This window comes from Crassaminicella thermophila, from assembly GCF_008152325.1.
Classification (GTDB): Bacteria; Bacillota; Clostridia; order Peptostreptococcales; family Thermotaleaceae; genus Crassaminicella_A; species Crassaminicella_A thermophila.
This window is the reverse complement of sequence record NZ_CP042243.1, coordinates 348,500-368,483: the sequence shown is the minus strand read 5'-3', so window position 1 is coordinate 368,483 and position 19,984 is coordinate 348,500. Positions and strand designations below refer to the sequence as shown.

Annotated in this window: 23 protein-coding genes; all 23 read right to left on the bottom strand. The window is 35.3% G+C overall.

Annotated features, from left to right (window positions below; genetic code table 11):
- Nucleotides 1-6: 6 nt before the first annotated feature.
- Complete coding sequence (gene rpsH, locus FQB35_RS01705; RefSeq protein WP_207707368.1) at nucleotides 7-399, bottom strand: 30S ribosomal protein S8; 393 nt, start codon at nucleotides 397-399, stop codon at nucleotides 7-9.
- Nucleotides 400-430: 31 nt separating this feature from the next.
- Nucleotides 431-616 carry a type Z 30S ribosomal protein S14 gene (locus FQB35_RS01700; RefSeq protein ID WP_148808254.1) on the bottom strand — a complete coding sequence of 62 codons (186 nt, stop codon included), beginning with the start codon at nucleotides 614-616 and terminating at the stop codon, nucleotides 431-433.
- 12 nt (nucleotides 617-628) lie between these two features.
- The gene (gene rplE / locus FQB35_RS01695) at nucleotides 629-1,168 is read right to left on the bottom strand and encodes a 50S ribosomal protein L5 (protein WP_148808253.1); all 540 of its coding nucleotides are present in this window, start codon (nucleotides 1,166-1,168) and stop codon (nucleotides 629-631) included.
- A gap of 28 nt (nucleotides 1,169-1,196) precedes the next feature.
- Entirely contained in the window at nucleotides 1,197-1,508 is a 312-nt protein-coding gene (rplX, locus tag FQB35_RS01690) for a 50S ribosomal protein L24 (RefSeq protein WP_148808252.1), read from the bottom strand.
- An 18-nt stretch (nucleotides 1,509-1,526) separates the two neighbouring features.
- Complete coding sequence (gene rplN, locus FQB35_RS01685) at nucleotides 1,527-1,895, bottom strand: 50S ribosomal protein L14 (protein ID WP_148808251.1); 369 nt, start codon at nucleotides 1,893-1,895, stop codon at nucleotides 1,527-1,529.
- A gap of 26 nt (nucleotides 1,896-1,921) precedes the next feature.
- Nucleotides 1,922-2,176, bottom strand: a complete 255-nt coding sequence (rpsQ, locus tag FQB35_RS01680) for a 30S ribosomal protein S17 (RefSeq protein WP_148808250.1) — start codon at nucleotides 2,174-2,176, stop codon at nucleotides 1,922-1,924.
- A gap of 28 nt (nucleotides 2,177-2,204) precedes the next feature.
- Complete coding sequence (rpmC, locus tag FQB35_RS01675) at nucleotides 2,205-2,405, bottom strand: 50S ribosomal protein L29 (protein WP_148808249.1); 201 nt, start codon at nucleotides 2,403-2,405, stop codon at nucleotides 2,205-2,207.
- Nucleotides 2,395-2,835: a 50S ribosomal protein L16 gene (gene rplP, locus FQB35_RS01670; RefSeq protein ID WP_148808248.1), complete on the bottom strand. Its 441-nt coding sequence runs from the start codon at nucleotides 2,833-2,835 to the stop codon at nucleotides 2,395-2,397. Before rplP ends, rpmC begins: the two co-directional genes overlap by 11 nt.
- A gap of 30 nt (nucleotides 2,836-2,865) precedes the next feature.
- On the bottom strand, nucleotides 2,866-3,600 hold the full coding sequence (gene rpsC / locus FQB35_RS01665) for a 30S ribosomal protein S3 (RefSeq protein WP_148808247.1): 735 nt from the start codon (nucleotides 3,598-3,600) through the stop codon (nucleotides 2,866-2,868).
- A gap of 19 nt (nucleotides 3,601-3,619) precedes the next feature.
- Nucleotides 3,620-3,952, bottom strand: a complete 333-nt coding sequence (gene rplV / locus FQB35_RS01660) for a 50S ribosomal protein L22 (RefSeq protein WP_148808246.1) — start codon at nucleotides 3,950-3,952, stop codon at nucleotides 3,620-3,622.
- Between the two features lie 29 nt (nucleotides 3,953-3,981).
- Nucleotides 3,982-4,266: a 30S ribosomal protein S19 gene (gene rpsS, locus FQB35_RS01655; protein WP_148808245.1), complete on the bottom strand. Its 285-nt coding sequence runs from the start codon at nucleotides 4,264-4,266 to the stop codon at nucleotides 3,982-3,984.
- Between the two features lie 92 nt (nucleotides 4,267-4,358).
- Nucleotides 4,359-5,192 carry a 50S ribosomal protein L2 gene (rplB, locus tag FQB35_RS01650; RefSeq protein ID WP_148808244.1) on the bottom strand — a complete coding sequence of 278 codons (834 nt, stop codon included), beginning with the start codon at nucleotides 5,190-5,192 and terminating at the stop codon, nucleotides 4,359-4,361.
- 38 nt (nucleotides 5,193-5,230) lie between these two features.
- Nucleotides 5,231-5,518 (bottom strand): 50S ribosomal protein L23, encoded by a 288-nt coding sequence (rplW, locus tag FQB35_RS01645; RefSeq protein ID WP_148808243.1) that lies wholly within the window; start codon nucleotides 5,516-5,518, stop codon nucleotides 5,231-5,233.
- Nucleotides 5,518-6,141 (bottom strand): 50S ribosomal protein L4, encoded by a 624-nt coding sequence (rplD, locus tag FQB35_RS01640; protein WP_148808242.1) that lies wholly within the window; start codon nucleotides 6,139-6,141, stop codon nucleotides 5,518-5,520. The genes rplW and rplD overlap by 1 nt, the downstream gene beginning before the upstream one ends.
- Before the next feature lie 29 nt (nucleotides 6,142-6,170).
- A complete protein-coding gene (gene rplC, locus FQB35_RS01635) occupies nucleotides 6,171-6,800 on the bottom strand; it encodes a 50S ribosomal protein L3 (RefSeq protein WP_148808241.1) in 630 nt (209 codons plus the stop codon).
- A 106-nt stretch (nucleotides 6,801-6,906) separates the two neighbouring features.
- A complete protein-coding gene (gene rpsJ / locus FQB35_RS01630; protein WP_148808240.1) occupies nucleotides 6,907-7,221 on the bottom strand; it encodes a 30S ribosomal protein S10 in 315 nt (104 codons plus the stop codon).
- Between the two features lie 391 nt (nucleotides 7,222-7,612).
- Complete coding sequence (tuf, locus tag FQB35_RS01625) at nucleotides 7,613-8,806, bottom strand: elongation factor Tu (protein WP_148808226.1); 1,194 nt, start codon at nucleotides 8,804-8,806, stop codon at nucleotides 7,613-7,615.
- A gap of 67 nt (nucleotides 8,807-8,873) precedes the next feature.
- Nucleotides 8,874-10,943, bottom strand: a complete 2,070-nt coding sequence (fusA, locus tag FQB35_RS01620) for an elongation factor G (RefSeq protein ID WP_148808239.1) — start codon at nucleotides 10,941-10,943, stop codon at nucleotides 8,874-8,876.
- An 83-nt stretch (nucleotides 10,944-11,026) separates the two neighbouring features.
- On the bottom strand, nucleotides 11,027-11,497 hold the full coding sequence (gene rpsG, locus FQB35_RS01615; RefSeq protein WP_148808238.1) for a 30S ribosomal protein S7: 471 nt from the start codon (nucleotides 11,495-11,497) through the stop codon (nucleotides 11,027-11,029).
- 128 nt (nucleotides 11,498-11,625) lie between these two features.
- Nucleotides 11,626-12,045 (bottom strand): 30S ribosomal protein S12, encoded by a 420-nt coding sequence (gene rpsL / locus FQB35_RS01610; RefSeq protein ID WP_148808237.1) that lies wholly within the window; start codon nucleotides 12,043-12,045, stop codon nucleotides 11,626-11,628.
- A 72-nt stretch (nucleotides 12,046-12,117) separates the two neighbouring features.
- Nucleotides 12,118-12,363, bottom strand: coding sequence for a ribosomal L7Ae/L30e/S12e/Gadd45 family protein (locus tag FQB35_RS01605; RefSeq protein WP_148808236.1), 246 nt, complete (start codon nucleotides 12,361-12,363; stop codon nucleotides 12,118-12,120).
- Nucleotides 12,364-12,510: 147 nt separating this feature from the next.
- The gene (gene rpoC, locus FQB35_RS01600) at nucleotides 12,511-16,002 is read right to left on the bottom strand and encodes a DNA-directed RNA polymerase subunit beta' (protein ID WP_148808235.1); all 3,492 of its coding nucleotides are present in this window, start codon (nucleotides 16,000-16,002) and stop codon (nucleotides 12,511-12,513) included.
- Nucleotides 16,003-16,048: 46 nt separating this feature from the next.
- Complete coding sequence (gene rpoB, locus FQB35_RS01595) at nucleotides 16,049-19,768, bottom strand: DNA-directed RNA polymerase subunit beta (RefSeq protein ID WP_148808234.1); 3,720 nt, start codon at nucleotides 19,766-19,768, stop codon at nucleotides 16,049-16,051.
- Between the last annotated feature and the right edge of the window lie 216 nt (nucleotides 19,769-19,984).

Sequence of the window (19,984 nt, the reverse complement as noted above, 5' to 3'; positions counted from 1 at the left end):
TATCTATTACCAAACGTAGCAGATAACTTCTCCTCCTGCACCTAGTTTTCTAGCTTCCTTATCTGTAACAATACCGTTAGAAGTTGAAAGAATAGCTATTCCTAGGCCACCTAATACCTTTGGTATTTCATCTTTCTTTGCATAAACTCTTAAACCTGGTTTAGAAATTTTCTTAAGACCACTAATAACTCTTTCTTTATTATTTCCGTACTTCATTTGTATTCTAATAATACCTTGTTTTCCATCTTCAATTACATCATATCCTTTGATAAATCCTTCTTTTAAAAGAATTTCAGCAATTGACTTTTTCATGTTTGAAGCAGGAACGTCTACTGACTCATGTCTCACTGTATTTGCATTTCTTATACGTGTAAGCATATCTGCGATTGGATCTGTCATCATGGTTATATTACCTCCTTCCCTATATTCCTTACCAGCTTGCCTTCTTAACTCCTGGTATTTCACCTTTGTAAGCTAATTCTCTAAAACAAATACGGCATATACCAAATTTTCTTAAATAGGCATGTGGTCTTCCACAAATTCGACATCTATTATATTCTCTAGTTGAGAATTTTTGTTTTCTTTGCTGTTTCACTACAAGAGCTTTTCTAGCCACTACTTTCCCTCCTTATCTAGCGAATGGCATTCCTAATAATCTTAATAACTCGCGTGCTTCCTCATCAGTTTTCGCAGTCGTAACGAAAATTATATCCATTCCTCTTACTTTGTCAACTTTATCATATTCAATTTCAGGGAATATTAATTGCTCTTTAACTCCTAATGCATAATTACCTCTACCATCAAATGAATTAGGATTTACACCTCTAAAGTCTCTTACCCTTGGTAAAGAAATGTTGAATAATCTATCAACAAATTCAAACATTTTTTCGCCTCTTAATGTTACTTTAGCTCCAACAGGCATACCTTCACGAACTTTAAAGTTTGCAACAGATTTTTTTGCTCTAGTAACAATAGGCTTTTGTCCAGTTATTGTAGCTAATTCCTCTACAGCTACTTCTAGAAGTTTTGCATTATCTTTTGCATCTCCTAGGCCCATATTTACAACTACTTTTTCAAGTTTTGGAATTTCCATTGTGCTTTTATATCCGAACTTTTCCATTAAAGCTTTTGCAATCTCTTTATTGTATAGTTCTTTTAATCTAGCCACAGTTTTGACCTCCCTTCAAGCTTAAATATTACTCAATTACTTCTCCGGTCTTTCTAGATACTCTTACTTTTTTACCGTTTTCTAATACTTTATATCCTACTCTTGTTGGTGCATTAGCTTTTTTATCCCAAAGCATTACATTTGAAACATGAATTGGTCCTTCTTGGTGAATAATTCCACCTTGTTGCACCTTTGCGTTTGGCTTTTGATGCTTTGTAAGCATGTTTACACCTTCAACGATTACTCTATTTTTTTTCGGCATAGCTTCTATTACTTTACCTTTTTTTCCTTTATCTTTTCCTGAAATAACAACTACTGTATCACCTTTTTTAACGTGCATTCATTACACCTCCTTAAGCTATAATACTTCTGGTGCAAGTGAAACGATTTTCATAAAATCTCTTTCTCTTAATTCTCTTGCAACCGGTCCGAAAATACGAGTTCCTACAGGAGTTTTATCTTCTTTTATAACAACTGCTGCATTTTCGTCAAATTTGATATAGCTTCCGTCAACACGTCTAGCACCATGTTTACTTCTTACTACAACAGCCTTAACAACTTGTCCTTTTTTAACAACACCGCCTGGTGTTGCATCTTTTACTGCACAAACAATGATGTCGCCAATATTTGCATATTTACGCTTTGAACCACCTAGTACACGGATACATAGTAATTCTTTTGCTCCTGAATTATCTGCAACTTTTAGGCGTGATTCTTGTTGAATCATAGTAATACCTCCCTCCGGTTATACAATTACTTAGCTCTTTCTACGATGTTTACTAGTCTCCATCTTTTATCTTTACTTAATGGTCTAGTTTCCATAATTTTTACTCTATCGCCGATTCTACACTCATTATTTTCATCGTGAGCTTTAAATTTCTTAGTTCTTTTTACTGCTTTTCCGTATAGTGGGTGACGTACAAAATCTTCTACTGCTACTACAATAGTTTTATCCATTTTGTCACTAACTACACGTCCTACTCTAGACTTTCTTCTTCCTCTTTCCACGAGTAAAGCCCTCCTTCCATATCCTTACTTATGCGTTTTTCTTTAATTCTTTCTCTCTAAGGATGGTTTTTGTACGCGCAATTTCTTTTCTTACACTTTTTACTCTCATTGGATTCTCAAGCTGACCTGTAGCTAATTGGAATCTCAAGTTGAAAAGTTCATTTTTTAGTTCCATAAGTTTATTATTTAACTCTTGTACAGTCATATCATGAAGCTTATTAGCTTTCATTAGCTTCACCACCCTTTTCTGTATCTTGACGTGTTACAAATTTACATTTAATAGGTAGCTTGTTAATTGCAAGTCTCATAGCTTCTCTAGCTTTTTCTTCAGATACACCTGCTAATTCAAACATAATTCTACCTGGTTTTACTACTGCTACCCAATATTCTGGAGAACCTTTACCAGCACCCATACGTGTTTCAGCAGGTTTTTGTGTCACTGGCTTATGAGGGAATATTTTAATCCAAACTTTTCCCCCTCTTTTTATAGATCTCGTCATAGCAATTCTGGCAGCTTCTATTTGGTTTGAAGTAATCCACGCTGGCTCAAGAGCCATGATTCCATATTCTCCATAAGTTATTTTATTGCCTCTTTGTGCTGTACCTTTCATTCTGCCTCTATGCACTCTACGACGCTTCACTCTCTTAGGCATTAACATCGTCTGATTCCTCCTTCCCTCCGTTAAAAACTACTTTCCTTCATTTCTACGATTGTCTTTTCTTGCTTTTCTAGGTTTAAATTCTTGTTTTGTTCTATTTGCTCTTCTCATTTCTTTAACAGCTTCGCTTGTTTCAGGAAGAACTTCTCCTTTATTTATCCATACCTTTACACCAAGTTTTCCGTAAGTAGTATCTGCTTCAGCGAAACCATAGTCAATATCCGCTCTTAATGTGTGAAGTGGTACATTTCCTTCACTATATTTTTCACTTCTTGCCATTTCAGCGCCACCAAGTCTTCCAGATACCATAACTTTGATACCTTCAGCTCCAGCCTTCATTGTTCTACCAATAGCTTGTTTCATAGCTCTTCTGAATGACACTCTTCGTTCAAGTGAAAACGCAACATTTTCAGCAACTAACTGTGCTTCCATTTCCGCTCTTTTTACTTCATTAACATTTACAATTACGCTTTTTCCTGTTAATTTTTCAAGTTCTTTTCTTAATTCTTCAACACCTGCTCCTGCTTTACCAATAACCATACCTGGTTTTGCTGTAAACACATTTACCTTCACTTTATTGTTTGCAGCTCTTTCTATAACAATTCTTGCAATTCCAGATGTATAAAGTTTATTTTTAACAAACTTACGAATCTTGTTATCTTCTATTAGAAGGTCCGCAAAATTTGCTTTATCTGCATACCACTTGGAGTCCCAATCTTTGATTACTCCAACTCTTAAGCCGTGTGGACTTACTTTTTGACCCACTACATATCCCTCCTTCTTATTATCTTTCTTTTAATACAACCCCTACATGACTTGTTCTTTTTAATATTTTCACACCGCGTCCCATTGAAGCTGCTCTCCATCTCTTCATTGTAGGACCTTGATTTGCATATATTTCAGCGATATATAATTTATCCGCATCCATTTCATGGTTGTTTTCAGCATTAGCCTTTGCTGATTTAATTACTTTTGAAAGTACTGGTGCACCAGCTCTTGGTGTGTATTCTAATATTGCTAATGCTTCATCTACATTCATTCCTCTAACCATATCAGTGATTGGCTTTAATTTTCTTGGAGATATACGAACATATTTTGCGATCGCTCTAGCTTCCATCTTAGTAACCTCCTTCCGTATCTATCTCACTATTTCTTAACCTTAGATGATTTTTCGTTATCTGCATGGCCTCTATAAGTTCTTGTAGGTGCAAATTCACCTAGTTTATGTCCAACCATATCTTCTGTTATATAAACAGGTACATGTTTTCTTCCATCATGTACAGCAATCGTATGTCCTATCATTTGTGGAAATATTGTTGATGCTCTTGACCATGTTTTTAATACTTTTTTCTCATTTTTTTCATTCATCTCTTCTATTCTACGTAAAAGCTTTGGCTCAACAAAAGGTCCTTTTTTTAAGGATCTACTCATAGCTACTTTTCCTCCCTTCGGTAACTTCATCTACTTGACCTGAGGACTATGAGGCCAAGGTCCTATTTTTTTCCATGACCTCGTTTCCTCTACTATTTCTGATTTCTTCTCTTAATAATGAATTTATCTGATGCTTTATTTTTCTTTCTTGTTTTGTATCCCATAGCTGGTTTACCCCAAGGAGTCATTGGTGAAGGTCTTCCTACAGGCGATCTACCTTCTCCACCACCATGTGGGTGATCATTAGGGTTCATTACAGAACCTCTTACAGTAGGTCTAATGCCCATATGACGTTTACGTCCAGCTTTACCTATTGTAATATTTTCATGATCTAAGTTTCCTACTTGACCAATTGTTGCTTTGCAGTTAATGCTTATTAATCTAACTTCACCGGAAGGTAATCTAACTTGAGCGTATTTACCTTCTTTAGCCATTAATTGAGCAGAATTTCCTGCTGCTCTAACTAATTGAGCTCCTTTTCCAGGTTTTAATTCAATGTTGTGGATAATTGTACCTACTGGAATATCTTTTAATTTTAGTGCATTTCCTACTTTTATGTCTGCACCTTCTCCAGATACAATCACATCTCCAACATTTAATTTGTTAGGAGCAATGATATATCTCTTTTCTCCATCTGCGTAAGTCAAAAGTGCAATATTTGCAGATCTATTAGGATCATATTCTATCGCAGTAACTTTAGCAGGTATACCATCTTTATTTCTTTTGAAGTCAATCAATCTATATTTTCTCTTTGCACCGCCACCTCTATGACGAACTGTAATCTTACCTTGTGCATTTCTACCAGCTTTTTTGTTAAGTGGCACTAGCAATGACTTTTCTGGTTCTTTTTTTGTAATTTCTTCGAACGTTGAAACAGTCATTTGTCTTAACGCTGGAGAAGTTGGTTTAAACTTCTTAATTCCCATGGCATTTCCCTCCTTCTTTCATTCATACTGTAAACGTACTACATACCTTCAAAGAACTCGATTTCTTTGCTGTTAGGAGTCAACTTTACAATTGCTTTTTTTCTATCTGGTCTCTTACCTACATTCATTCCCATTCTCTTATATTTACCTTTTACACGTACTGTGTTGACTTTTTCTACTTCTACACCGAAGATTTCTTCAACAGCTTTTTTAATTTCTGTTTTATTCGCTCTTATATCAACAATGAAAGTGTATTTTTTATCAGCCATATCATCCATACTTCTTTCACTGATTAATGGCTTTTTAATAATATCGTATGCTGTCATTATGCGTACACCTCCTCTATCTTGTGTACCGCGTCTTTAGTAACGATAAACTTGTCATGATTTAAAATATCATAAACATTTAACGTATTAACAAGTGTTGTTGTTACTCCTGGAATATTTTTAGCAGATTTGATGATATAATCATCTTTTTCATCAAGAACAATTAATGCTTTCTTTTCTGCTTTTAAGTTGTTTAAGATATTTACCATATCTTTTGTTTTATATGCATCCATTTTTAATTCATCTAAAACAACCATTTCATTTGCTTGTACCTTAGAACTTAAAGCAGACTTCATTGCAAGTCTTTTAACTTTTTTAGGTAGTGTATATCTGTAATCTCTTGGCTTTGGTGCAAATACTACTCCACCACCAACCCAATGTGGTGCTCTGATACTTCCTTGACGTGCTCTACCTGTTCCTTTTTGTCTCCATGGCTTTCTACCGCCACCTCTAACTTCTGCTCTAGTTTTTGCAGATTGTGTACCTTGTCTTTGGTTTGCTAGGTAATTTTTTACTACTTCATGTAATACACTTGTATTTATTTCAGCTCCGAAGATGTTTTCGTTTAATTCTATTTCACCTACTTGTTGACCTGAAACATTATATAAATCAACCTTTGGCATTTTACTTCCTCCCTTCTGTAGCTAGATTATTACTTAGCCTTAACGCTTTCTTTAATTGTAATAACGCCGCCCTTAGGCCCTGGAATTGCTCCTTTTATTAATAAAAGATTTCTCTCTACATCCACTTTTACAACTTCAAGGTTTTGGATTGTTACTTGTTCATTTCCCATTCTTCCAGCTGCTTTCATTCCTTTAAATACTCTACTTGGGAATGAACTCGCTCCTAATGAACCTGGTCCTCTATGGTATTTAGAACCATGAGACATAGGTCCTCTTGCTTGATTATGTCTTTTAATCGGACCTTGTGTTCCTTTACCTTTTGAAGTTCCCACAACATCCACTTTACTTCCCTCAGCAAAAATATCAACTTTGATTTCTTGCCCAACTTTATACGCAGCAGTATCTTCTACACAGAATTCTTTTAAGAACTTTTTAGCAGGTACTCCCGCTTTTGCAAAGTGTCCTTTTTGTGGTTTGTTCGTTTTGTTCTCTTTTTTATCTTCATATCCGATTTGAATCGCGTTGTATCCATCTGTATCCACAGTTTTTACTTGAGTTACATAAACAGGACCAGCTTCTACAACTGTTACAGGAATCACAGAACCTTCTTCAGTGAAAATTTGTGTCATTCCGATTTTTTTTCCTAAAATCCCTTTCATTTTTTACACCTCCTGATATTCTTACAGCGGATTACACTTAATATGGTAATCATACTAAGAGAGGTATAGGAATATATATAAACCTACTTCTTAGTAGTTACACGCATTATAATTTAATCTCAATATCAACACCTGCTGGTAAATCTAATCTCATTAATGCATCAACAGTTTTTGGTGTTGGATTTAAGATGTCAATCAATCTCTTATGTGTTCTTTGTTCAAACTGTTCTCTAGAATCTTTATATTTATGAACAGCTCTTAAAATAGTAATGATTTGTTTTTCTGTTGGTAGTGGAACAGGACCTGATACATTTGCACCTGTTCTTTTTGCAGTCTCTACTATTTTCTCAGATGATTGATCTAAAATTTTGTGATCATAAGCCTTTAGTCTAATTCTAATTTTTTGTTTGCTGTTTGCCATTGTGTTTCCCTCCTTTTCATCGCACGCATTGTTTTTTTTACGTACGACTAGAACCTCAGTACACTCTCCCGGGTGTTCCCGTTTGTTTTTTTATAGCGAAAGTCTACTGACATCCTGTCGCCCGATTCTTGAACGGACATTCTCAGTGAAAATTTCCCAAAGCATTGTTTTGGCAACCTTTCACGTCATCGCAGTCCCGCAAACACACTATTATAGTATATTTTATTATTGATTACTAAACAAGTCTTGACTTTTATTTTTTTTTGTGCTTTAATAGTAGGTTTGCATAAATAACAGCCACTGACATTTGCCATTGGCTCTTTGTATGTCTATTTTTATATTTGCTTATTTTATTTTGTAGCCGAGGGAGTCCCCTCGGCTATATTTTAAATTATTCAATAATGCTAGCAACAACACCTGCTCCAACTGTTCTTCCACCCTCACGGATTGCAAATCTTAATCCTTCTTCGATTGCAATTGGGTTGATTAATTCAATTTCCATTGTTACGTTGTCTCCAGGCATGCACATTTCTACTCCTTCTGGTAGTGAAACAGATCCTGTAATATCTGTTGTTCTGAAGTAGAATTGTGGTCTATATCCATTAAAGAATGGTGTATGTCTTCCACCTTCTTCTTTCTTTAATACGTATACTTCTGCTTTGAATTTTGTATGTGGGTTGATTGTTCCTGGCTTTGCTAATACTTGTCCTCTTTCGATTTCATCTCTTTGTACACCTCTTAGAAGTGCTCCGATGTTATCTCCTGCTTGTGCTTGATCAAGTAGCTTTCTAAACATTTCTACTCCTGTTACTACTACTTTTCTTGGCTCATCTGTTAATCCTACGATTTCTACTTCATCTTGTACTTTTAATACTCCTCTTTCTACTCTTCCTGTTGCAACTGTTCCTCTTCCTGTGATTGAGAATACGTCTTCTACTGGCATGATGAATGGTTTATCTGTATCTCTTTCTGGCTCTGGAATGTATTCATCAATTGCTTCGAATAATTCTATAATCTTGTCTCCCCATGGTCCTTCTGGATCGTTTAATGCTTCTAGTGCTGATCCTTTGATGATTGGTGTATCATCTCCTGGGAATTCATATTCATTTAATAATTCTCTTATTTCCATTTCTACTAATTCTAATAACTCTTCGTCATCTACCATATCACACTTGTTTAAGAATACTACGATGTATGGTACACCTACTTGTCTTGATAATAAGATGTGCTCTCTTGTTTGTGGCATTGGACCATCAGTTGCTGCACATACTAGGATTGCTCCATCCATTTGTGCTGCTCCTGTAATCATGTTCTTAACGTAGTCAGCATGCCCTGGACAGTCTACGTGTGCGTAGTGTCTGTTTGGTGTTTCATACTCAACGTGTGCTGTTGAAATTGTAATTCCTCTTTCTTTTTCTTCTGGAGCTTTATCAATGTTATCAAATGCTACTGCTTCTCCAGTTCCATATCTTTTGTTTAATGTAACTGTAATTGCTGCTGTTAATGTTGTTTTACCATGGTCAACGTGACCGATTGTTCCGATGTTAACATGCGGTTTGTTTCTCTCAAATTTAGCTTTTGCCATTTTTTCTCCTCCTTTTCAATCTTATACAAATATTCATTGTGTTGCCAGATCTTTTTCTGGCAACATATTATTTACCATTTATAATTTTTTCAGCTATGTTATTTGGCACTTGTTCAAAGTGGTCAAATTGCATTACATATGTTCCACGCCCTTGTGTTTTGGAACGTAAGTCTGTTGCATATCCAAACATTTCAGATAATGGCACATATCCTCTAATTACTTGAGCTCCTGATCTTGGCTCCATACCTTCAATTTTTCCACGTCTAGAGTTGATATCTCCGATAACATCTCCCATGTACTCCTCTGGTACAACAACTTCAACTTTGAAGTAAGGCTCAAGTAATACTGGTTTTGCTTTTTTCATTGCTTCTTTAAACGCCATAGAACCAGCAATCTTAAATGCCATTTCAGATGAGTCTACCTCATGGTAAGAACCATCATATAATTCAACTTTAACGTCAACCACTGGGAATCCTGCAATTACACCATTTTCCATTGCACTTTGAACCCCTGCATCAACATGTGGAATGTATTCCTTTGGAATAGCTCCTCCAACAATTGAATTAACGAATTCATATCCAGTACCCGGTTCTTTTGGTGTAACTCTAAGCTTAACGTGTCCGTATTGTCCACGTCCACCAGACTGACGTGCATATTTTGTATCCACTTCTGTAGGTACTGTAATTGTTTCTTTGTAAGCAACCTGTGGTTTACCAATATTTGCTTCTACTTTAAATTCTCTTAACAATCTATCTACGATAATTTCAAGGTGAAGCTCACCCATTCCCGCAATGATTGTCTGTCCTGTTTCTTCATTTGTCCATGTTCTAAATGTTGGATCTTCTTCAGCAAGTTTTGCTAAAGCCATACCCATCTTATCTTGACCAGCTTTTGTTTTTGGCTCAATAGCGATCTCAATAACTGGCTCTGGGAATTCCATAGACTCTAAGATAATTGGATTATCCTGATCACATAAAGTATCTCCAGTTGTTGTATCTTTTAAACCTACTGCTGCAGCAATATCTCCTGCATATACTTCAGAAATCTCTTCTCTACTGTTGGCATGCATTTGAAGAATACGTCCTATTCTTTCTTTTTTACCTTTTGTAGAGTTATAAACATAAGATCCTGATTTTAATGTACCTGAATATACTCTAAAGAAAGCTAGCTTTCCTACAAATGGGTCTGCCATAATTTTAAACGCTAATGCTGAGAATGGTCCATTATCATCTGCCACTCTTTCATCTTCCTCTTCTGAGTCAGGTAATACTCCCTTAATAGGTGGAATATCTAGTGGAGATGGCATAAAATCAACTACAGCATCTAACATCAACTGAACTCCCTTGTTTTTATATGCAGAACCACAGCATACAGGAACCATATTGTTTGCAATTGTTTGCTTTCTAATTCCTTCTTTAATTTCTTCTACTGTAAGTTCTTCCCCTTCAAGGTATTTCATCATTAATTCTTCATCAGCTTCTGCAACTGCTTCTACTAATGCCATTCTATATTCTTCAGCTTTATCCATCATATCAGCTGGAATTTCTGTAGTTTCAATTTCTTTTCCTAAATCATCTTTGTAGATTCTTGCATTCATTTCAATAAGGTCTACAAGTCCTACAAAAGTATCTTCAGCTCCTATTGGCAATTGAATTGGAACTGCATTTGCTTTTAAGCGATCCTTCATCATTTCTATAACATTATAGAAATCAGCTCCCATAATATCCATTTTGTTTACAAATGCCATTCTAGGAACTCTATATTTTTCTGCTTGGCGCCATACTGTTTCTGATTGTGGTTCAACACCACCTTTAGCACAGAATACTGCTACTGCACCATCTAATACACGAAGTGATCTTTCTACTTCAACTGTAAAGTCCACGTGGCCCGGTGTATCAATAATATTGATTCTGTGACCTTTCCACTGAGCAGTTGTAGCCGCAGAAGTAATTGTAATACCTCTTTCTTGCTCCTGCTCCATCCAGTCCATTGTTGCACCGCCTTCATGAACTTCACCTATTTTATGTGTTCTACCTGTGTAGAATAATATTCTTTCAGTCGTTGTTGTTTTCCCCGCATCAATATGGGCCATAATCCCTATGTTACGAGTTTTCTCTAACGGAAACTGTCTAGGCACAATTTCTCCTCCTTTCCGGTGTCGGTATTGCTACAGAAAATATTGTCCCCAATATTGGCGACAATATTACAATAAAAAAATTATTACCATCTATAATGTGCAAATGCTTTATTCGCTTCTGCCATTTTATGTGTATCTTCTTTCTTCTTAACAGATGCTCCTGTATTGTTTGCAGCATCCATAATTTCTTTTGCTAATCTTTCATCCATTGTTTTTTCGCCTCTCTTGCGAGAATAAGCAGTTAACCATCTTAGACCTAATGTTTGTCTTCTTTCAGGTCTTACTTCTACTGGCACTTGATAGTTTGCACCACCCACACGTCTTGCCTTTACTTCAAGAACTGGCATAATGTTGTTCATTGCTTTTTCGAATACTTCAAGTGGATCCTCACCTGTTTTTTCTTGAATCATAGCAAACGCATTATAAACAATTCTTTGTGCAGTTCCTTTTTTACCATCAAGCATAATGTTATTGATTAGCTTTGTTACAACCTTGCTTCCATATACTGGATCTGGTAGTACATCTCTTTTAGGTACATGTCCTTTTCTTGGCACTTTCCTTCCCTCCTTAACAACAAAATTCTCTCATCGGTACTCGACAACCCCTAAGATTGCCGTCGTGCGCTAAAATGCAATATATATTAAGCCCCCCTCAGATGGGCGCATTTTCGCTCGACGATCAATTATTTCTTTTCTTTAGGTTTCTTTGCACCGTACTTAGATCTTGCTTGATTTCTGTTTTGAACTCCTGCAGTATCAAGGGTTCCTCTTACAATATGGTATCTAACCCCTGGTAAGTCTTTTACCCTTCCACCTCTGATTAACACAACGCTGTGCTCTTGAAGATTGTGTCCAATTCCTGGTATATAAGCAGTTACTTCAATACCATTTGTCAATCTTACTCTGGCAACTTTTCTTAACGCTGAGTTTGGTTTCTTAGGAGTTACAGTCTTTACAGATGTACAAACTCCTCTTTTTTGAGGTGAACTAACATTAGTACTTTTTCTGTGCAAAGAGTTGAAACCTTTTTGAAGTGCTGGAGCAGTTGATTTGTATTCAACTTTCTCTCTTGATTTGCGCACTAATTGATTAATTGTAGGCATCCTGTACACCTCCTTCCAAATTTTAAAGCAAATTATATTTACATAGGATAAAAACCTATGACTATCACATAATTACTTTAATATTGCTGCTGTAGCAGCACCTATATTGATTCCACAAGCTTTTCCAAGTTTTTTCATTGATTCTGCATAAACAATTTGAACATTTCTTGCTTTTGCTTCCTCTTCAACATTTCTTGTTACATACTTTTCTGCATCCTTAGCAATAAACAGAGTTTGAACTCTATCTTCTTTCACTGCTCTTAAAGCTTGCTTTGTACCAACAACTAATTTTTTTTGATTTTTTAATTGTTCAAGCATATAGTATCCTCCTTTATTAAACACCTGAAAGATTATGTGAATTCACATAATCTTTCTTGGTATTTAAAAAGTCAACTATCTCTTAATTTACACACTATATCATTCTAACACTAAGTTTATATGCTGTCAACTGATAATTTATGGTTACTACAATTCACTATCTGCATGTGCAATCGCAATATTTTTGTATCTCTTCATTCCTGTTCCAGCAGGAATCAACTTACCGATAATTACGTTTTCTTTTAATCCTATTAAATTATCTTCTTTCCCTTTGATTGCTGCTTCTGTAAGCACTCTTGTTGTTTCTTGGAAAGATGCTGCTGATAAGAATGACTCTGTAGCAAGAGATGCTTTTGTAATTCCTAAAAGTACTCTTCGTCCTGTTGCTGGCGTCAATCCTTCTTCTTCCACCTGTCTATTAACTTCTTCAAATTCGTGAATATTAACTAATCCACCTGGAAGAAGCTCTGTATCTCCAGCATCTTCTATTTTTACTTTTGAAACCATCTGTCTTACAATAACTTCAATATGCTTATCATTAATATCAACACCTTGTAATTTGTAAACCCTTTGTACTTCTTTTACAAGATATTCTTGAACACCAGCGACACCTTTAATTTTTAAGATATCGTGAGGATTTACAGAACCTTCTGTTATCTCATCTCCAGCTTCTATTCTTTGTGCTTCTTTAACCTTTATTCTTGATCCATAAGGTATTGAGTATGTTCTTTGCTCTCCATCATCACCTGTTACGATTACTTCTTTATTCTTTTTAGTTTCATTTATTGATACTATACCTGAAATTTCTGTGATTATTGCAAGCCCTTTTGGCTTTCTAGCCTCAAACAACTCTTCAACCCTAGGTAAACCTTGTGTAATGTCATTTCCTGCAACCCCACCAGTGTGGAATGTACGCATCGTAAGCTGTGTTCCTGGTTCTCCGATAGATTGAGCAGCAATAATTCCAACAGCTTCTCCTACATTCACAGCTTCTCCTGTTGCTAAGTTTCTTCCATAGCAACGAGCACATACACCATGTCTTGTTTTACAGTGTAGAACTGTTCTTATTTTTACTCTCTCAATGCCTGCTTTAACGATTCTATCTGCATCTTCTTCTGAAATTTCTCTATCTGCCTCAACCAAAACCTCTCCTGTTTGAGGATGTACTACATCTTCAAAGGCATATCTTCCAACAAGTCTATCGTATAATGTTTCTATTAATTCATTTCCATCTTTAAAGGCTTCTACGTAAACACCTGTATCTGTACCACAGTCTTCTTCTCTTATAATTACATCTTGACTGACATCAACTAATCTTCTTGTTAAGTAACCAGAGTCTGCCGTTCTAAGAGCTGTATCTGCAAGACCTTTTCTTGCCCCGTGAGTAGATATAAAATATTCAAGAACAGATAATCCTTCACGGAAGTTCGCTTTTATAGGAAGTTCTACTGTATGTCCTGATGCATTGGCCATAAGTCCCCTCATACCACCAAGCTGACGTATTTGGTTTTTACTTCCTCTCGCTCCTGAATGCGCCATTATAAACACATTATTTAGACGGCCTAAGTTTGCCATAAGGGCATCTGTTACTTTTTCAGTAGTCTCTGACCATGTTCTGATTACTCTTTCATACCTTTCTTCATCAGAGATCAAGCCTCTTCTATAAGCTTTCTCATATTTATCTACAATCTCATCTGCTTCTGAAAGCAATCTTTCTTTTTCTTTTGGTATTTCCATATCAGATACACTAATGGTAATAGCTCCAATTGTAGAATAATGGAATCCCATTTGTTTGATATGGTCTAACATAATTGCTGTAGTAGTATTTCCAAACTTTCTAAAACATTTATCAATTATTTTTCCTAGCTTTTTCTTATCACAAAGAAAATCAATTTCTAAAGAGTACGGATCTTTTTCTCTATCAACAAATCCTAAGTTTTGTGGGATTTTCTCATTGAAGATAAATCTACCTACAGTACTCTCAACAAGCTTACCAGGATCATCTTCACTTAATTTTCTTCTAACCTTAACTTTTGCATGTAGTCCCACTACACCATTTTGGTATGCCATTAACATCTCTTCAATATCTTTGAAGATCATACCTTCACCTGGTTCTCCTTCAATATCGATAGTTAAGTAATAACTTCCAAGAACCATATCCTGAGTAGGTGTTGTAATAGGAGATCCATCTTTTGGTGCTAGTATATTATTAGTAGAAAGCATTAAAAATCTTGCTTCAGCTTGTGCTTCTACAGAAAGAGGTACGTGTACAGCCATTTGGTCTCCATCAAAGTCAGCATTATATGCTGTACAAACAAGAGGATGAAGCTTAATTGCCTTTCCTTCTACCAAAATCGGCTCAAACGCTTGAATTCCTAATCTATGAAGTGTAGGAGCACGATTTAGTAGTACTGGATGCTCTTTAATTACTTCTGCTAATACATCCCATACCTCTGATCTCACTCTCTCTACCATTCTCTTAGCACTCTTTATGTTATGTGCATATCCATCGTTTACAAGACGCTTCATGATAAATGGCTTGAATAATTCTAATGCCATTTTTTTTGGCAGACCACATTGGTAAAATTTTAGTTCTGGTCCTACTACAATAACAGAACGACCTGAATAGTCAACACGTTTTCCAAGTAGGTTTTGTCTAAATCTACCTTGTTTTCCTTTTAACATATCTGATAGTGATTTTAATGGTCTGTTTCCTGGTCCTGTTACAGGTCTACCTCTTCTTCCATTGTCAATTAATGCATCTACTGCTTCTTGAAGCATTCTTTTTTCATTTCTAACGATAATGTCTGGAGCCCCTAAATCTAGTAATCTTTTTAATCTATTATTTCTATTGATTACTCTTCTATATAAGTCATTTAAGTCAGAAGTAGCAAATCTACCTCCATCTAATTGGACCATTGGTCTTAAATCTGGAGGAATTACAGGTACTGCATCAAGAATCATCCATTCAGGCTTATTCCCAGATTTTCTAAATGCTTCTACTACTTCAAGTCTTCTAATAGCTCTAATTCTCTTTTGCCCAGAGCTATCTCTAAGCTTTAATCTTAATTCCTTAGTTAACTTTTCTAAATCTATTTTGCTTAAAATGTCTTTAATAGCTTCTGCACCCATAGCAGCTTTAAAGGCTTTTCCAAATTTTTCTCTGTATTCCCTATATTCGTTTTCATTTAATAATTGTTTATAACTTAATGAAGTTTCTCCAGGATCAGTTACAATATATGAAGCAAAATACAGTACCTTTTCTAAGGAACGAGGAGACATATCTAATAATAGTCCCATTCTACTTGGTATTCCTTTGAAATACCAAATATGAGATACAGGGGCAGCAAGCTCTATATGCCCCATTCTCTCGCGTCTTACTTTTGACTTTGTAACTTCAACACCACATCTGTCACAAATAATTCCTTTGTATCTTACTCTTTTATATTTTCCACAATGACATTCCCAGTCTTTTGTAGGACCGAATATTTTTTCACAGAATAGTCCTTCCTTTTCTGGTTTTAATGTACGGTAATTAATTGTTTCTGGTTTTTTAACTTCTCCTTTTGACCAGCTTCTAATTTTTTCTGGCGAAGCAAGACCAATTTTTATTGACTCAAAATTATTTAATTCAAACAAGGAGTTTCTCTCCCTTCATTATGGCTTATATAGCTTAAGATTTTATTTAAAATTTATAATCATTATAATCATCAATTTTAGAATAATTCTCTTCATTTTCATAATCAAAAACTGATTCATCAATCTGATCTAAATCATCTGTATTTTCTTGTTCTTCATTATTTTTCTCTTCTTCATTTTCATTATTTTCTTCAGGTGTTTGATATCCTTCAACTTCTAAAATAACATCTAATTCATTAGTATCATCATCTACTGATTCTTTAATTTCAATTTCTGTATCTTCTGCTGTAAGCACCTTTACATCTAAAGCTAAACTTTGTAATTCCTTAATTAATACTTTAAATGATTCAGGTACCCCTGGCTCTGGGATATTTTCACCCTTTACAATTGATTCATAAGCTTTTACACGTCCGATAACATCATCAGACTTAACAGTTAATATTTCTTGTAATGTATGTGCAGCTCCATAAGCTTCTAGTGCCCAAACTTCCATTTCTCCAAATCTTTGACCACCAAACTGTGCTTTACCACCTAAAGGCTGTTGAGTAACTAATGAATATGGTCCTGTACTACGTGCATGAATCTTATCATCTACTAAGTGATGAAGCTTTAACATATACATGTATCCTACTGTAACTCTATTATCAAAAGGCATTCCTGTCCTTCCATCATAAAGTTGAAGCTTTCCATCCTCTGGATATCCTGCTTGTTTTAACGCTTCTCTTATATCTTCCTCTCTAGCTCCATCAAATACAGGAGTTGCTACATGCCAGCCTAGTTTCTTTGCTGCCATACCAAGATGTACTTCTAGCACCTGCCCAATGTTCATACGAGACGGTACTCCAAGAGGATTTAAGACAACTTGTAGTGGTGTTCCATCTTCTAAGAATGGCATATCTTCTTCAGGTAATACTCTTGATATAACCCCTTTATTACCATGACGTCCTGCCATTTTATCTCCCACCATGATTTTTCTCTTTTTAGCTATATAACATCTTACAAGTACATTTACTCCTGGTGGTAGTTCATCTCCATTTTCTCTTGTAAATACTTTTACGTCTACAATTATTCCACTTTCTCCATGAGGAACCCTTAATGATGTATCTCTAACCTCTCTTGCCTTTTCTCCAAAGATTGCACGAAGCAATCTTTCTTCTGCCGTAAGCTCTGTTTCTCCTTTTGGAGTAACTTTTCCTACTAATATATCTCCTGACTTAACTTCTGCTCCGATTCTGATGATTCCTCTCTCATCTAAATCTTTTAGGGCTTCTTCCCCTACGTTTGGAATATCTCTTGTAATTTCTTCTGGTCCTAGCTTTGTATCTCTAGCTTCAGATTCATATTCTTCTATATGAATGGACGATAAAGCATCTTCCATAACCAATCTTTCATTTAGAAGAATAGCATCCTCATAATTATATCCTTCCCATGTCATAAATCCTATAAGCAAGTTTCTTCCTAGTGCAATTTCCCCATGATCTGTAGAAGGTCCATCTGCTATTGCATCACCTTTTTCTACATGTTCACCTTTATTGACAATTGGCCTTTGATTGATACATGTTCCTTGATTCGAACGCTTAAATTTAAGTAGTTTGTATCGATCACATCCACCGTCTGAATCTCTTCTTATAACAATTTCATCAGCTGAAACTCTTTCAATAATTCCTGAATTTTTTGCCAAAACTACTACTCCAGAATCTCTTGCAGCTATATACTCCATACCTGTTCCGATAATTGGTGCATCTGTTTTTACAAGAGGCACAGCTTGACGTTGCATGTTCGATCCCATAAGTGCACGGTTTGCATCATCATTTTCTAAGAATGGAATCATTGCAGTTGCAACAGAAACCATTTGTTTTGGCGTTACGTCCATATAATCTACTTCTTCTCTTGGAACAACATCAATATCTCCATTTTTGCATCTAGCAGTAACCCTACGATTAACAAATCTTCCTTCTTCGTCTAATGGCTCATTGGCTTGAGCAATAATTAACGGATCTTCCTCATCTGCTGTTAGGTAATGAATCTCCTCTGTTACAACGCCTCTTTCCTTGTCTACCTTTCTATAAGGAGCTTCAATAAATCCATATTCATTTATCCTACCGTAAGTAGTTAACGAACCAATCAATCCGATGTTAGGACCCTCTGGTGTTTCTATTGGACACATACGTCCATAGTGAGAATGGTGAACGTCACGAACCTCAAACCCTGCTCTTTCACGAGAAAGTCCTCCTGGTCCTAATGCAGATAATCTTCTCTTGTGCGTAAGTTCTGCAAGAGGGTTCGTTTGATCCATAAATTGTGACAACTGGCTGCTTCCAAAAAACTCTTTAATAGCAGCTGCTACTGGCCGAATATTAATTAAAGCTTGCGGTGTAATTACATCAATATCTTGAATAGTCATTCTTTCTTTTACAACTCTTTCCATTCTTGATAGACCTATTCTAAATTGATTTTGTAGAAGTTCTCCTACTGAACGTAATCTTCTATTGCCTAAGTGGTCAATATCATCTACTTCTCCTACACCATGAGCAAGGTTTAATATATAGCTTACTGAAGCAATAATATCATCAATGATAATATTTTTTGGAGATAAATCTTTTTTTCTCTCTTTTAACGCTTCTCGTATTTCATTTTCTTCTTTATAAGTATCTAATATTTCTTTTAGTACAGGGAAATGTACTCTCTCTTCTATATTTAAATCATCTATGTTAAATTCTATATGTTTTTTAATATCTACAAAATGATTTCCAATAACTTTAACATTTTTTTCATCTTCACCAATAACATGTACTATTTTAATTCCTGCATTTTCTATAGTTTTTGCTATATCTAAAGTTATTTTTTGACCTTCTTCCACGTAAACTTCACCTGTATAAGGGTTTACGATTGTTTCTGCTGCTTTATGACCTGTTATTCTGTTTACAAGACCAAGCTTTTTATTATATTTATAACGCCCTACTTTTGCTAAATCATATCTCTTAGGATCAAAAAATAATGAATCAATAAGAGATTTTGCACTTTCTACTGTAGGTGGCTCACCTGGTCTAAGCTTTTTATATATTTCTAAAAGCCCTTCCTCTTGTGATTTGGTACTATCTTTATCTAACGTATGCATTAGGCGCTCATCTTCTCCTAATAAGCTTATAATTTCTGCATCAGTACCAAATCCTAAAGCCCTAAGTAATACTGTCATAGGCTGTTTTCTTGTTCTATCTACTCTTACAGATATTATATCATTTGAGTCCGTTTCATACTCTAGCCATGCACCACGATTTGGTATGACTGTAGTAGAAAATAGTTTTTTTCCTGTTCTATCAAGCTGAACTGCATAATATGGCCCTGGAGATCTTACAAGCTGCGTTACGATAACTCTTTCTGCTCCATTAATAATGAAGGTACCGTTATCTGTCATAAGTGGGAAATCTCCCATAAATACTTCTTGTTCTTTTACTTCTCCAGTTTCCTTATTTATTAGCCTTACCTTTACTTTAAGCGGTGCAGCATATGTAACATCTCTCTCCTTGCACTCTTCTATATCGTATTTAGGCTCCCCATCTAATGAATATCCAATAAATTCAAGAATTAGATTACCTGTATAATCTTGGATAGGGGAAATATCTTCAAATACTTCTTGTAAACCCTCACGCAAAAACCACGCATAAGATTCACGTTGAATTTCAATAAGATTTGGCATCTGTACAACTTCTTCAATAGTTGCATAACTCATTCTGGTTCTTTTTCCGACCTGAATAGGATGTGGCATGTTTTTCACCCCTTGTACTAGTATAAAAAAGTCTTTTTAAATTTTAAAGGTTGACTTTTTTAAAGTTTTATAACACTAACGAAATTTCTATAAAATTTCCATTGCTTAAAATTTTACAGCAAAAACGAAATTCATAGAAATCTCTATTACTTAAAATACATAACAGAAATTATAAACTATTTTAATTTTATAATTTCCTATGTATTATAAAAAAAA